Here is an 11,652-nt window from a genome sequence, read left to right on the forward strand (position 1 = left end):
TTAATTGAATTTTTACCAGCAGTGTGCTGTAGGGAGTACTTGGACTTTTGTCTTAACCGGTTCGCACATTTTGTTAATGTTTAACGCGCCTTCACCAAACGCATCAGAACCATGTGATGCCCAGTCATGCACTGGAGTAGCCTTAAATTGCTCTAGCTTGTCGTTAAACTCACGACGATAGTTCTGTAGTGCTCTGATACCATGTTTACACTTATCCGCGTCAAACCATGCGTTTTTAAGCATCTGGCGTGTTGCTTCAATACGGTCTTCAACACCAAGTCTTGCACCTTTAGTCATGAGATAACCCAACTTGGCCATTGTTTCCTCACGGCTCACCCCACTTGATAGATCACGTGCGGCAATATCGTGTGGTGCAAAGTGCTTGCCATAGTTATAACCAAACTGTTGTTTCTTCTCATCCAAAACACGTGCGTAATGAGATAAAGGCTCATTATTAGCTTCGTAGTAATCAATCACGCGCACTTCTTTACCAAATATCTGAAAGAACCAAATAGCTGTAGGGTCTAGAATCCCTAAGTCCCACGACGTGTAAACGGGCAGATTAGGATCATGCGGAACTTTGCAAATCCTGTTTTCTCTTTTGATCTGCTCAAACTCAGACTTGTAGATAGCTCCATCAGCAATTTCTTTAGGTCTACCCAAGTAGATATGCTCATACTCATCGTAATCACTATCTCGCATTTGTTCTGCAAGCTTTATCAGGTCATCTGGACAATGCTTGTTATCCACGTAGTTGATCTGCACCACCACTGTGTCATCACGATCTACAGTCACATAATCAGCATAAACCGCATCACTTGGCAGTTTAGGGTTCATTGACATGATGATCATGCAGTTTGGAGTACGAACAACTGTCGGAATAAGAATCTTAAGTGAATAACCACTAACAGTTTGAGCTTCTTCAATCCAGGTGATTGTGGCACCCTCAAATGATTTGACAGAATCAACAGTGTGGTTTTGCAGGCCAGAGAAGGAAAACTCTGTGCCATTGGCACCGCGTATCTCAGTGTCCAGAATTTGATAAAAACCTTCTAGCCCGAGCGATACAATGCGATCAGATAAGAGCTTATGCACTGACTGTTTGATTGATTTCTGAATTTCACGACAACAAAGAATACGATGCTTTCTCTGTGCGCCTTCAATCAGTAGATAATCAGCAATTTCCCATGATTTACCACCACCACGACCACCATGATAAACATAGAACAGTTTGTTGTTGGTAAGGTGTGTATAGAGTGGCTTAAACTTACTTGGTACTCGTTTCTCCTTCATCTTCGAATACCACCTTTAAACTTAAATCAACTGAACCACTATGCTTATGCTCAACCTTGTCGCTAAACATACCCATGTGTTTACCCAGCAACTCATTTGCTTTGATTGCGGGCGAATACTCACCCTCCTCTAGGGCTTTTTTAGCAATATCTTTGAGGTTTTTAGCAACAAAATATTGGTCAATCCCAAGCTCAGCCATGCGCATTGATTTGAGATATTTAATACGCTCTTGAACTTGAGGTAGTTTGTATGCATCCCATGAGTTTTGACGATGCTTATAACCTGCTGCTTCACCAGCCTCTTTGATACTAAACTCGGGACTTGCTAATAATTCTTGGCAGAACTTCTCATGACGCTCGTTCTTTAAAGGTTCTGCGCCTTTGATTTGTTCTTGCATAGTTATCTCGGTTTACTTGCTTTGCATTCTAAATTGCCATTAATGCCGTCATTTTCACCATGAATCTGACAGTTACCTGTTTTGAGTTCGCGCAGACAATCTTCTCGCCCCCAACCAACAACACCAACACCGTTATAAAAATCAGTTTGGTTTTTGATGGCAAGGTCAACAATCTCTTGATCAGCCGCCACTGGTACATCGTCTTGCAGAATGAATGGCATCCCATTAATTTTGACCATGGTGCCTTTTGGAATAATTCCTAATTCTAAAGTTGTGTTTGTCATGTTATTTCTCCATTACATACATCAAATCATCAGGCGTTTCTAGGTAACACCCTTGCTTTAAGCAAAATGCATGTATGTCGTTTAAGTATTCAGTGAATTGAGAAATTGATGCATCTGTTGTGCTAATCAGTTCATTCAACCCATCAGCGACTTGCTGATACATTGAGTGCTGCTCTTCTTTGAGTTTTCTAACTGCGGCAAAGGTTGACCTATACTGCCCAACATCATCACGATCATAGATTCGAGCTAAGAATTTCTTTTTAAAGTAGAGATGCTCAGAATCTTTATCTGTGCCTAGGTGTTTAGCCCATTGCGCCATCCAGAGCCAGTACAATCGATTCTGCGCCTTAGATCGATCTTTCTCAAAAGGTTTGATTGTCACTACAAGTGGCCTGCCTTCTAATGCAGCTTGAGCGTGATTCTTATTCAAATGGTTTGTAACAGGTGCGATATCGGCGTGGTTGCGTATAGTAATTTGCATTTCAACCTCGCAATAAAAAACCACCCGAGGGTGGCTTAATTTAATTTCTTTGCATTACTTGGCTTTTCTTTTGAATGTTGGCGCCATTGGTCACGGTAAATATACCAATAACCATATGCTCCAAACATGTAATAAAACTGACCATCAAAATATGTCGCCCCATCAGGAGCATTATTTTTTGCTTCTTCAAGATTCATATAATTACTCCTGCTATTTGAGAAATTATATCAAAAAAACTCATCCTGATCTTTAAGATTCAACATCCGCTCAGTCTTTTCTAGCATCTTTGCGAACCATTCTTTAGATTGCTCTCTAGTCAACTGAAAGTACCCATCAAACCAACGATGACAAACATGGCACAACGGAATTGTGTATTTATCATCTGCTTTGATTCCCTTGCCTTTGCCATGTTCACCGAAGTTTGAGTGAGCCGCTTGTGAAGGCCTTGCACCACACCTAATGCATGGCAGCTTTCTAATTGCTGCTAATCGATTTGCATCACGCATGAAGATTACTTCTGATATTTCTTACTTGCTGCTTATGACGTTGAATCTTGGCATCAATGGCCAACATTTCTTTTTCAGTCATCAAGCCGCGTGAAAGGCTTTGTAGCTTTTCGATTTCATTGCACAGTGCATTTAGATTCTTCTTCGCTTCGATTGTGTCCATATACAATCCTGTTTTTAACTTAGATGAAGTGAACTGATGCGGTTCAACAAGGTTTATACACTGAGCATAGATAACCTTTAACTATGCTCTGGTGCTGCATGCTATTCACTTCTCTGAATTAAATGGCACGCCCTGTAGGACTCGAACCTACACTCTTGACCTACGATGATCTGACAGATTAGAAGTCTGTTGCTTTATCCAATTAAGCTAAGGGCGCATAAAAAAGCCCCACCGAAGCAGGGTATAAAGAGGAAACTTTACTTATTGACTTTCTTTTGCGCCTTTCCAGACCATATAAGCTTTGTCAAGATCAACATGCAAAAACTCATCTTCATCAACGTTGTAATCAAATGGCGGAATAAGAACAGCATTTAACTCTGGATCAATATGTGCATAACCCATGTTTTCTTCGTACCAGTTTTTAAAGTCTTGCGCTTTTTCTGGCAAAGCACCACCCTCTTCAATGATATTAAAACCGCTATCTTCGTAGACTGTCATTTTCTTCTCACTTTTCTATAGACAACAAAAAAGCCCACCTTTCGATGGGCTTTTAAATACTTAGTGGATTACCATAACTTCGTCCACTATAACAGAAATATTATACCGCGCGTTTAAACGAGTCAACACCAAACGCATCAAATATCTGAAATTTTTGCCTAATTAAATCGATATTGCTAAAACACTCGGTACGACCTAGAAAATCTTTCTTTGGCGTATATCTGTATTTATTCAGTAGACGCTTCAAAATACTTTCAAATCTATAGAGTTTCTTTCGATCGCCATTTTGCAAGCTGAGTATCTCAAAATCATATGGAAGTTTACTTCTATCTGGATATCTTGCCTCAATTGACTTTGTTGTTATTCCTATCTTGTAGAAATCTTCTTCTCTATCGTAACAGTGAATGATATAAATCATTGCACCTTGATCCATAAGGCTTGCCTCATTACAGGCAATACAACCTCTGCCCGCGAGTAACTTTTTAGCCCTTGTTCTCACCCAACCATGTTTAGGACATTTGATCTCAACAGTTGAATCGACATCCTTGTCAAAAACTACCCTTGAGAAATCATAATCAAAATCCTCATAGGTCAATTCGAGAAGTTTCATAAAATTTTGGTGACGACGTTGCATAGCTGTGGCTACGCAAGTATTATTGCGCACAGTCATTTTGGAGCCTCAATTTCAATTTGATTAGAGCCATTTAGGTGTTGGTAGCACCTATATGGCTTGCTTAAATATTATACCATAAACACAAATAAACTTATGATATTCTTAATCTTTTATCGTGTGCATGTAGAAAAAACCTCGCATTCCCAACCATAATATTTACCTGTGCTTTAGACTGGTTTGTAATATCTGCAACAGCACTCAATGAGCGATTTTCAACCTTATGCTTCACCAAGCACATCAATGCATATTTCGCCTGATAATCTACTTTTTCTGATTTCCAAATACTCCGTAGTAAAGCCTCGATATGATCAGCTTCATAATCACTAATCTCGCAACGGATAAATGATTTTCCTTTTGGCATTTCCTTACCTGCTTCACGCATCAACCAGTAGATTTGATTGATATGCAGACCATCAGGTAAATCACCACCTTTCATGCGCACAGTTTCACACCAAGCGCCGAACTGCTCTAGCCATCCGTCAATTGTATATTTTGTCCAATCCATAACTTTTGTGTTTACTGCCGCATTCATACCGTCACCTCAAATTTCAATACCGTTCATTTTTAGAATTGTGTAACAAACCACTGCCACGCAGGCGAATAACCAAAACCCAATATCACCCATCACCCACCTCTCAACCGTTCAATAAGCTTCTCAATCCATTGGATAACTAATCCTTCTTTGATCTGTGCTGTAGTGCCACGAATCACAAACCAACCGTTCACCGCTGCTGCTGAATACTTCTCGCAGTCTTTTGTGTAGCCTTCACCTCTGGTGTGCCGGCCATTGCTGAATACTCCGCCTTCGACTTCAACCAAGATCGGCATGTCATCAATTCTGAAATCCGCTAACCATCTCCGTTCTGGATGAAACCGATACTCTTTAGTAAAAGGGATCTTTAGAGCATTGAGGTGATTCTCTAATAGAGCTTCACCCTTGCTGACTGTCTTGCCAAACTTCCGTGACACGCTTGAACGCGCCACAGGTTTTGATCTACTTCTTTGAGCCTCTTTGAATGTGGTCATTTTAGCCTCCAATCCATTTAGCAATAGGCTCCTTAAACCACCAAGCAAGCATCAAAAGAGTAACGCAAATGTAAAATACCGATTCACTGTTCTTCATTTGTTTTCACCCTTGAGCGCTTGCTCTAACTCTTTCAATATCAGTGCTGCGAAGCCCTTTTGTTCTGAATCCAAGTGAGACTTAAAGTACTCAACTTGATCAAGTGCAGCATTTATCCGTTTTTGCAGCTCATCCACCTCTGTCTGGCGTTTCTCCCACGCCCAATAAGCACCGTTAATAGTTGCTAGATTTGTTGGAAGAATATCGCCAACATAACTCTCGGTTTCTTCACAGAAAGTGAGCTCAGAAAGCAACTCTTTGCATTTGAGCTTTTTCTCAAATTCACTTCTCATCACTTCACCTGCTCAAAATAAAAGACCACTGGTTTTTTAATAAATTCCACTAATCCGAACCGCATCAAGTGACGAATCTGAGAGCAATCACGCGGTACCTGTACATCACGATAGTGAGCCAATAGATCGCGCCATGACTCTAAAGACATTGAACGCTTGTTGTGGTTGCAAGCTGTGCATGCTGGCATCAAGTTCTCATACACATCATTCTCAGGTTTCTCTGGCTTACCTGTGACTAGATCACGCACTACAGCCTCAAGATGATCTGCATGCCATTTATCGGTCAGTTCATCACCACAGTAAGAGCATCGACCATCATATTTTTGCTTGAGTTCTTCGCGTTGAGTCTTAGTTAGTTTCATTGTTATTCACCTGCTCAACTCTGTGGCCTAATTTGATTTCTTCTGGTGTGGCGTGACGGAAATATTTAAGTAAGTCTCCCCATCCTTTTCCTTTGGCATCCTCATAATCAATAAATACATTTTTAGAGTGCTCACGAATTTCTTTAATCTTAACTACACAACTAAAAGCATATTTTTGCTTTCTAACTATCAAATCCCCGACCTTAAACATGCCCACCTCCAAAGAAAAACAATCCATAAATGAGTCCGCCTATGCATGCAAATACATAGAACAGCATTGTGAAAACAATTGCCTTTTGATCCCAGTCGCTCACTGTTCCTCTCCCAAATAGATTGTCTCGTAGTCTGCGATGGCCTGAATCAATCTATATCCAGCTGATTCAGGTTTGTTCTTACATGGCTCTAAGTCATAGCGCTTTACTGCTTCAATGCCACCCCATGACTCAACCAAATCCACGCTCTCAACGAGGCGCTTGAGTTCCTTTAGATCAGCCAATTGATCTTCAATGTATTCAGCGCCATTGTGGTAAATTGACTTTACCCATCCCTCATGCTCATCAATGACAAGCAAGGCACAACCAAACCATGCGTAATACAAAACTTCGTTCGGGTGACAGATACTATCCATGTCGCGGTAATACTGAGCCCCTTTCGGCGCCCCCTTCACCACGTCCCGTGCTCTATCAACACCGTGGTCTTTTATGAATTGGATCGCTTGCATCACCAACCACCTCCAGATATTTGTCCTCTCAAAGCCTCGCTATCCACTGCTACCAATTGCTGCTGTGATGCCTGACCGTACCCATCAGCATGACTATCTCCCAATAGCAATAACATTTGATCGTCTTCAACATAATAATTTGCGTCCGGGAATGTCCTGCGCACCTCATCCATTAACTTTGATAGGTCTGTATTCAGGCGTTTGAAGCGTCTAGCAAATTTCGGGTCTATGGAATTAAGCAAGTCATTTGCATCCATTTCGCCTTCAGCAATGATGCTTAGTACATCTTCTTCGGTGTAGATCGCGCTCATCGCCCTTCTCCGTCATGCTTGGTCACGTTTTCCCGCGCTTCAATCTCTTTCATTTTTTCTTTGATCAATACCATCTTTTCTTTTGAGCAAGATTTGGTAAATGTCTGTATTTGTGAAATGTACCCATTCGCATGACCTAACAGTTTTGATAGTTCTTTGGATCGTCCTATTCTTGCCTTAACCCATTTACCAAGAGCACGAACGTCACCAGTAGATGCTTTGTTTTCCTGCTCCTTTAATCGTCTTGCAGCCTGTCCATCACATTGACTCTCAGAAACCACCTTTTTAGGCCTGTTGTTAAATGTTTTATTGTGCGTACTTACACCATTACTCAGCGTTTTGATCTGATTGCCCTTTGCAAGCCATTGCTCTACTTGCATGCCGTAATCCGGCTTGATGTACATATTTGGTGAAATTGATTCATTCATGCCACTTTCTCCAGATGTCCAATCAAACTGTTAAGTAGTTGTGCAGCACCGTTTAGCTGTTTGACCATTGCTGTGCATTCAGCGCGTGCTACCGCTTTAACTGCCTTCCACGTTTCGTCATAATCTGCATCAAGCTCTTTGATCCAGTTCTTCGTCACGCCTGTCCAACGAGTCTTAATGCCACCTTGATTGATTTTGATGTGCTTAGCACCATTCAAAACTTCATGCATGGACATTGGCTTATCAAATTCCCATTCCATTTCGCACTCTGAAGTACAACCATCATCACACTCCAGATAAGTCGTGATTTTTAACTTCCATACTTGTTTGTGGCTTACCCGGTTTGCATGAAAAAGTGGATAGAAAGAGCCAGCGAAGATTTGCAGCATTTCTTCATTTGTCGGATCACGGCCCAAGTTTTCTAACCATTCAGCGCTAGAAATAGTTTCCCATTCTGCGTACAGTTTTCTTTTGATTTGTTTCACGCTGCACCTCTCAACGCCACTGGTACTGCTCTACCTTCGGCTTTCAAGTTTTCGATGTATTGTTCTTTTTGATCGAATGGATCAGGCCAGTACTCAGAATCCTCTTTGAGTTCCCAAGGCTGAATCTCTTTGATCTCATCAGACATTTTGTTCAGTGGCGCTTTGAGCTTTAGTTTCTCGCGCAACTCAGCAATGGCCTTTTGAGCAGTTGATTTGTATTGCTCGGCTTCTGCTAGTTGTTCTGCTTTGGTTTGCTTATGCTCAAGCTGTAATTGAGTTTCTGGGCCAGATAAGAACCCTGCTACTTCGGCCTGTTTGATTGCGCTGATACGCTGATCCGGATCAACACCAAGGCTCACGTTGTAGACTGGTTTTAATCCTTGGTCCTTTGCCTCAGTTACCAGGCGCTCATAGATCGAAACAAAGGTTTTCTTTGCCTCAGCCAATTGGAACTTGTCCCCGGTTGCAACTAGATCAGCGCACTTTTCAAATGCTTTAGCTGCTTGCTCCGTCCAGATCACAGTTAATTCACGACCTGTCCCATATTCAACTGATTGCTTTGCAATGGCCCAAGCTTCATGCGCATCTAACCATGCATCAGCTTTGGGCTCACACCATGCTCTGAACTCTGGCACTGTTGGGCAGAAAGTAGATTTCATCATCTTGGCTACACCACGCTTGAAATCTTCTGTGGTTAAGCCCTGATAACACTCAACCATAGCTGCTGCGATTTCCTGAGCGTCAATCTCTCCCCATTGGTCTGCATATCTTTTCCCGTAGAATGCTTTCATTTTGTTGAGCAGACGTGCTGCATCTTGCAAAGTGAATTGATTCATTACTTGACCTCCAGCAAGGTTTGATCTGGGTACACATCAACGATCTCGTTATTTGAACCAACCCCATACTGAGCAAAGAAATCATCATGCTTCTTCATGTTTTGGGCTTGTTGCGCTGCTTTCGACTGATAGGCATTCGAATAAGACTGAACAGCTTCCCTCGGTTTAAATAAGCCGATCCAAGAATTTTTGATTGAGTTTTCAATTGACTGGTTTGCAGTTGCACTTGAACCCATTTTGTTTAAATCAGAGATCAATAATTCAACTGCTTTCCGAGTTGGTGCTTTTTTCATTGAATGACGCATTTCGATGTATGTTGACCAGAGTGAACGGTCAACCCCATTTGGTAGTTCTACAGAACAAGCATCTTCCAAAGAAAACTTCGTGATTTTAGGATTGGTTTTTTTATTAGTATTCTCTTGTTTAATCTCTTGTGTATTCTCTTGTAGAGATTGGTTCATTTTGAGCCTATCCATTGGCTCATTTTGAACTACTCCATTGGTGCAAATTGAGCTACTCGATTGGTTCATTTTGAGCCTATCAATAGAATCAATAGCTTGAGTAATGTTTTCCTCAACAATGGACAAAATATCGTAGTCAATGGAATAGTAATTAACTTGATTTGATTTTGACTTATCAAAGCGTTCAACAAGAATCAAACGCTGTTCTTTTAGCGATTTGATTGTACGTTTTAAAGTCGAAATGGACATGTATTTAAGTTGCAACAACCACTCTGGATATGTGTTGTAAATCCAGATACGATCATCCTTTTTGTACTTGGATGCGCCAAGCCAATAGTGAAGTTGTTGAAGAAGAATCGCCTCATTAAGTCCAATAGCCATCGCCAAGGATGGCTGAACCTGCAAAGGTGATTCATTGATCAGGAGTTTAGACATTCCATCCTCCCGATAATCGAGAACAGAATCCGCCATGCTTCACCTGTCTAATTTGATGTGTTAGTATTTCTTTGTTCATACAGCTAACTCCTGTGTGAATGACCGCCCTAGCTATTTGCCGTAGCTGGGGCTTTATTTTGGGTTGTAGAAATTCCATGAATTACGCAAAGAGATATAAGTTTTTGTCCCGTCAAATAATTCACTTCTTTCCGTTTGCCTTGAGACAAAAGAGAAATGAAAGGCTGAGAGCAGTTAGCCATTTCAGCCAATTCTTTTTGTGTCATCTTTTCTAGTAGTTCATTAATGATGGATTCCCAGTTCATAATAACCATCTCCATAACATAAGTTATAATTTATAATCTTTGTTGTACAAAGTCAATTACTCATGTTATTTTGTTTTCAGTTAAATTATTACTAAGGTAATTTTTGTGTTATGAGTATTCTTATGGCTGCTTTAACTTGTGGGGATCGAGTTCGAGAGATTCGGGTTAGACTTGGCATGTCGCAATCGGCATTAGCTAAAAAAGCTGCCGTCTCTCAAGCTGCTATATCAAAAATAGAAAACAATGGTACAGATAGTTCCAAATATATTGGGCAGGTTGCGAAAGCTTTGAACACGACTGCTGACTTCCTTATTTATGGAGATGAGTACGTTAAACAGCAGTCTGGAACCTTAGATGATTTTGTCATTATTGGTGGCGAGCAATCTGGTGAAAAGCCTAGCCCAGAAGAATACATACTTGTTCCCCAGTTTGATATTTATGGATCATGTGGATCTGGCTCAATTATTGATAGTGTTGAGGTTAAAGGTGGATTGGTATTTAGCCGTAAGTGGCTTAGAGAGCAGAATCTACCTGCCCAGGATGATCTAAGAGTTATATATGCGAAGGGTGATAGCATGTTCCCTTTTATTGAGGATGGACAGGTGCTTTTGGTCAACCCGCATGATGTAACCCCGAAGTCTAATAAGGTTTACTTCTTATGTATTGATGGCCAATATTTTGTAAAAAGATTAATCAATATGGTGACTCATTGGGTTATAAGATCTGATAATCCAGACAAGGTGCAGTACCCTGATATCATGCTTTCAATGGATGATATTAAGGAGAATATTGAGATTGAAGGCCGCATCTGCTGGAAAGGCGGGTCGATGTAAATTATTAAATATTACTTAAAGGCGCATTAAGCGCCTTTTTTATTACCCCTGTTATAACAAAAATTATAAATTTTATTCTCTATGTTATTGACCACATCTATAACTTAAGTTATATTTTATCTCATCGAAAGCAAAAAAGCACACAGACCCGTCAGAATCCAGTGTGCTTTTACTCAAAGAGCGAGATAAGTATGACACAAAATCAAAAAACAATCACTTCCTTCAAGGGGTTTGACAAAGACCTTCAATGTCGTGGTTTCCAATATGAAATCGGCAAGACATATAAACATGAAGGTGAAGTTAAAGCTTGTGGTTCAGGCTTCCATGCATGTGAGCATCCATTAGATGTATTTGGTTACTACCCTCCTGCTCAAAGTCGTTACGCAGTTGTTGAGCAAACTGGTGACTTAAGTCGTGAAGAAGGCGGTGATACTAAAGTTGCTAGCCGAGAAATCTCTCTAAAGTTCGAAATCAGTATTGCGGATCTAGTTAAGTTTGCAATCGACTACACGTTCAGCAATGCCAAACATGTGAAAGGCAGTCAAACAACCGGTTATCAAGGTGCAGCGTCAGCTACTGGTAATCGTGGTGCAGCGTCAGCTACTGGTTATCAAGGTGCAGCGTCAGCTACTGGTTATCAAGGTGCAGCGTCAGCTACTGGTGAATATGGTGCAGCGTCAGCTACTGGTAATCGTGGTGCAGCGTCAGCTACTGGTTATCAAGGTGCAGCGTCAGCTACTGGTGAA

General features: G+C 41.0%; 22 protein-coding genes, 1 tRNA gene and 1 pseudogene. 2 read left to right on the forward strand and 22 right to left on the reverse strand.

Annotated features, from left to right (window positions below; all coding sequences use genetic code 11):
* Window positions 1–12 precede the first annotated feature (12 nt).
* From JO943_RS18290 to JO943_RS18395, 22 genes are all read right to left on the reverse strand, one after another.
* Entirely contained in the window at window positions 13–1,293 is a 1,281-nt protein-coding gene (locus JO943_RS18290; protein WP_202741492.1) for a PBSX family phage terminase large subunit, read from the reverse strand.
* The gene (locus JO943_RS18295) at window positions 1,268–1,690 is read right to left on the reverse strand and encodes a terminase small subunit (RefSeq protein ID WP_202741493.1); all 423 of its coding nucleotides are present in this window, start codon (window positions 1,688–1,690) and stop codon (window positions 1,268–1,270) included. The genes JO943_RS18290 and JO943_RS18295 overlap by 26 nt, the downstream gene beginning before the upstream one ends.
* 2 nt (window positions 1,691–1,692) lie before the next feature.
* Window positions 1,693–1,974, reverse strand: a complete 282-nt coding sequence (locus JO943_RS18300; RefSeq protein WP_202741494.1) for a hypothetical protein — start codon at window positions 1,972–1,974, stop codon at window positions 1,693–1,695.
* 1 nt (window position 1,975) lies between these two features.
* The gene (locus JO943_RS18305) at window positions 1,976–2,455 is read right to left on the reverse strand and encodes a hypothetical protein (protein WP_202741495.1); all 480 of its coding nucleotides are present in this window, start codon (window positions 2,453–2,455) and stop codon (window positions 1,976–1,978) included.
* Window positions 2,456–2,490: 35 nt separating this feature from the next.
* The gene (locus tag JO943_RS18310; RefSeq protein WP_202741496.1) at window positions 2,491–2,652 is read right to left on the reverse strand and encodes a hypothetical protein; all 162 of its coding nucleotides are present in this window, start codon (window positions 2,650–2,652) and stop codon (window positions 2,491–2,493) included.
* Between the two features lie 30 nt (window positions 2,653–2,682).
* Complete coding sequence (locus JO943_RS18315; protein ID WP_202741497.1) at window positions 2,683–2,961, reverse strand: DUF968 domain-containing protein; 279 nt, start codon at window positions 2,959–2,961, stop codon at window positions 2,683–2,685.
* Window positions 2,954–3,124: a hypothetical protein gene (locus tag JO943_RS18320; protein WP_202741498.1), complete on the reverse strand. Its 171-nt coding sequence runs from the start codon at window positions 3,122–3,124 to the stop codon at window positions 2,954–2,956. Before JO943_RS18320 ends, JO943_RS18315 begins: the two co-directional genes overlap by 8 nt.
* 123 nt (window positions 3,125–3,247) lie before the next feature.
* A tRNA-Arg gene (locus JO943_RS18325) sits at window positions 3,248–3,341 on the reverse strand.
* 44 nt (window positions 3,342–3,385) lie between these two features.
* Window positions 3,386–3,622 (reverse strand): hypothetical protein, encoded by a 237-nt coding sequence (locus JO943_RS18330; RefSeq protein WP_202741499.1) that lies wholly within the window; start codon window positions 3,620–3,622, stop codon window positions 3,386–3,388.
* Window positions 3,623–3,722: 100 nt separating this feature from the next.
* Window positions 3,723–4,292: a GIY-YIG nuclease family protein gene (locus JO943_RS18335; protein ID WP_202741500.1), complete on the reverse strand. Its 570-nt coding sequence runs from the start codon at window positions 4,290–4,292 to the stop codon at window positions 3,723–3,725.
* 94 nt (window positions 4,293–4,386) lie between these two features.
* The gene (locus tag JO943_RS18340; protein WP_202741501.1) at window positions 4,387–4,827 is read right to left on the reverse strand and encodes a hypothetical protein; all 441 of its coding nucleotides are present in this window, start codon (window positions 4,825–4,827) and stop codon (window positions 4,387–4,389) included.
* Between the two features lie 92 nt (window positions 4,828–4,919).
* Window positions 4,920–5,321, reverse strand: coding sequence for a hypothetical protein (locus JO943_RS18345; RefSeq protein WP_202741502.1), 402 nt, complete (start codon window positions 5,319–5,321; stop codon window positions 4,920–4,922).
* A gap of 93 nt (window positions 5,322–5,414) precedes the next feature.
* Complete coding sequence (locus JO943_RS18585) at window positions 5,415–5,711, reverse strand: hypothetical protein (RefSeq protein ID WP_227614513.1); 297 nt, start codon at window positions 5,709–5,711, stop codon at window positions 5,415–5,417.
* On the reverse strand, window positions 5,711–6,073 hold the full coding sequence (locus tag JO943_RS18355; protein ID WP_202741503.1) for an HNH endonuclease: 363 nt from the start codon (window positions 6,071–6,073) through the stop codon (window positions 5,711–5,713). Before JO943_RS18355 ends, JO943_RS18585 begins: the two co-directional genes overlap by 1 nt.
* On the reverse strand, window positions 6,060–6,284 hold the full coding sequence (locus tag JO943_RS18360; protein ID WP_202741504.1) for a hypothetical protein: 225 nt from the start codon (window positions 6,282–6,284) through the stop codon (window positions 6,060–6,062). The genes JO943_RS18355 and JO943_RS18360 overlap by 14 nt, the downstream gene beginning before the upstream one ends.
* A gap of 99 nt (window positions 6,285–6,383) precedes the next feature.
* Window positions 6,384–6,794: a hypothetical protein gene (locus JO943_RS18590; RefSeq protein WP_227614515.1), complete on the reverse strand. Its 411-nt coding sequence runs from the start codon at window positions 6,792–6,794 to the stop codon at window positions 6,384–6,386.
* The gene (locus JO943_RS18370; protein WP_202741505.1) at window positions 6,794–7,105 is read right to left on the reverse strand and encodes a hypothetical protein; all 312 of its coding nucleotides are present in this window, start codon (window positions 7,103–7,105) and stop codon (window positions 6,794–6,796) included. Before JO943_RS18370 ends, JO943_RS18590 begins: the two co-directional genes overlap by 1 nt.
* Window positions 7,102–7,533, reverse strand: a complete 432-nt coding sequence (locus tag JO943_RS18375; protein WP_202741506.1) for a hypothetical protein — start codon at window positions 7,531–7,533, stop codon at window positions 7,102–7,104. The genes JO943_RS18370 and JO943_RS18375 overlap by 4 nt, the downstream gene beginning before the upstream one ends.
* On the reverse strand, window positions 7,530–8,018 hold the full coding sequence (locus JO943_RS18380; protein WP_202741507.1) for a hypothetical protein: 489 nt from the start codon (window positions 8,016–8,018) through the stop codon (window positions 7,530–7,532). Before JO943_RS18380 ends, JO943_RS18375 begins: the two co-directional genes overlap by 4 nt.
* A complete protein-coding gene (locus JO943_RS18385) occupies window positions 8,015–8,854 on the reverse strand; it encodes a hypothetical protein (protein WP_202741508.1) in 840 nt (279 codons plus the stop codon). Before JO943_RS18385 ends, JO943_RS18380 begins: the two co-directional genes overlap by 4 nt.
* The gene (locus tag JO943_RS18390; RefSeq protein WP_202741509.1) at window positions 8,854–9,786 is read right to left on the reverse strand and encodes a hypothetical protein; all 933 of its coding nucleotides are present in this window, start codon (window positions 9,784–9,786) and stop codon (window positions 8,854–8,856) included. The genes JO943_RS18385 and JO943_RS18390 overlap by 1 nt, the downstream gene beginning before the upstream one ends.
* Window positions 9,787–9,857: 71 nt before the next feature.
* A complete protein-coding gene (locus JO943_RS18395) occupies window positions 9,858–10,073 on the reverse strand; it encodes a helix-turn-helix domain-containing protein (RefSeq protein ID WP_202741510.1) in 216 nt (71 codons plus the stop codon).
* 122 nt (window positions 10,074–10,195) lie between these two features.
* On the opposite strand from JO943_RS18395, the gene JO943_RS18400 reads away from it, so the two are divergent.
* Together JO943_RS18400 and JO943_RS18405 are read left to right on the forward strand one after the other, a co-directional pair.
* Window positions 10,196–10,906: an XRE family transcriptional regulator gene (locus JO943_RS18400; protein WP_202741511.1), complete on the forward strand. Its 711-nt coding sequence runs from the start codon at window positions 10,196–10,198 to the stop codon at window positions 10,904–10,906.
* A gap of 191 nt (window positions 10,907–11,097) precedes the next feature.
* Window positions 11,098–11,652, forward strand: a pseudogene (locus JO943_RS18405) (collagen-like protein); the annotation flags it as partial.

This window comes from Acinetobacter sp. 'aerobic (ED)' (assembly GCF_904886855.1).
GTDB lineage: Bacteria > Pseudomonadota > Gammaproteobacteria > Pseudomonadales > Moraxellaceae > Acinetobacter > Acinetobacter courvalinii.

Excerpts from the sequence above, each read along its gene's own strand:
- JO943_RS18290 (WP_202741492.1), bottom strand. The coding sequence starts at position 1,293 with ATGAAGGAGAAACGAGTACCAAGTAAGTTTAAGCCACTCTATACACAC.
- JO943_RS18305 (WP_202741495.1), bottom strand. The coding sequence starts at position 2,455 with ATGCAAATTACTATACGCAACCACGCCGATATCGCACCTGTTACAAAC.
- JO943_RS18320 (WP_202741498.1), bottom strand. The coding sequence starts at position 3,124 with ATGGACACAATCGAAGCGAAGAAGAATCTAAATGCACTGTGCAATGAA.
- JO943_RS18390 (WP_202741509.1), bottom strand. The coding sequence starts at position 9,786 with ATGGCGGATTCTGTTCTCGATTATCGGGAGGATGGAATGTCTAAACTC.
- JO943_RS18310 (WP_202741496.1), bottom strand. The coding sequence starts at position 2,652 with ATGAATCTTGAAGAAGCAAAAAATAATGCTCCTGATGGGGCGACATAT.
- JO943_RS18355 (WP_202741503.1), bottom strand. The coding sequence starts at position 6,073 with ATGAAACTAACTAAGACTCAACGCGAAGAACTCAAGCAAAAATATGAT.
- JO943_RS18360 (WP_202741504.1), bottom strand. The coding sequence starts at position 6,284 with ATGTTTAAGGTCGGGGATTTGATAGTTAGAAAGCAAAAATATGCTTTT.
- JO943_RS18335 (WP_202741500.1), bottom strand. The coding sequence starts at position 4,292 with ATGACTGTGCGCAATAATACTTGCGTAGCCACAGCTATGCAACGTCGT.
- JO943_RS18590 (WP_227614515.1), bottom strand. The coding sequence starts at position 6,794 with ATGCAAGCGATCCAATTCATAAAAGACCACGGTGTTGATAGAGCACGG.
- JO943_RS18585 (WP_227614513.1), bottom strand. The coding sequence starts at position 5,711 with ATGAGAAGTGAATTTGAGAAAAAGCTCAAATGCAAAGAGTTGCTTTCT.
- JO943_RS18385 (WP_202741508.1), bottom strand. The coding sequence starts at position 8,854 with ATGAATCAATTCACTTTGCAAGATGCAGCACGTCTGCTCAACAAAATG.
- JO943_RS18395 (WP_202741510.1), bottom strand. The coding sequence starts at position 10,073 with ATGAACTGGGAATCCATCATTAATGAACTACTAGAAAAGATGACACAA.
- JO943_RS18400 (WP_202741511.1), top strand. The coding sequence starts at position 10,196 with ATGGCTGCTTTAACTTGTGGGGATCGAGTTCGAGAGATTCGGGTTAGA.
- JO943_RS18345 (WP_202741502.1), bottom strand. The coding sequence starts at position 5,321 with ATGACCACATTCAAAGAGGCTCAAAGAAGTAGATCAAAACCTGTGGCG.
- JO943_RS18300 (WP_202741494.1), bottom strand. The coding sequence starts at position 1,974 with ATGACAAACACAACTTTAGAATTAGGAATTATTCCAAAAGGCACCATG.
- JO943_RS18295 (WP_202741493.1), bottom strand. The coding sequence starts at position 1,690 with ATGCAAGAACAAATCAAAGGCGCAGAACCTTTAAAGAACGAGCGTCAT.
- JO943_RS18375 (WP_202741506.1), bottom strand. The coding sequence starts at position 7,533 with ATGAATGAATCAATTTCACCAAATATGTACATCAAGCCGGATTACGGC.
- JO943_RS18330 (WP_202741499.1), bottom strand. The coding sequence starts at position 3,622 with ATGACAGTCTACGAAGATAGCGGTTTTAATATCATTGAAGAGGGTGGT.
- JO943_RS18340 (WP_202741501.1), bottom strand. The coding sequence starts at position 4,827 with ATGAATGCGGCAGTAAACACAAAAGTTATGGATTGGACAAAATATACA.
- JO943_RS18315 (WP_202741497.1), bottom strand. The coding sequence starts at position 2,961 with ATGCGTGATGCAAATCGATTAGCAGCAATTAGAAAGCTGCCATGCATT.
- JO943_RS18370 (WP_202741505.1), bottom strand. The coding sequence starts at position 7,105 with ATGAGCGCGATCTACACCGAAGAAGATGTACTAAGCATCATTGCTGAA.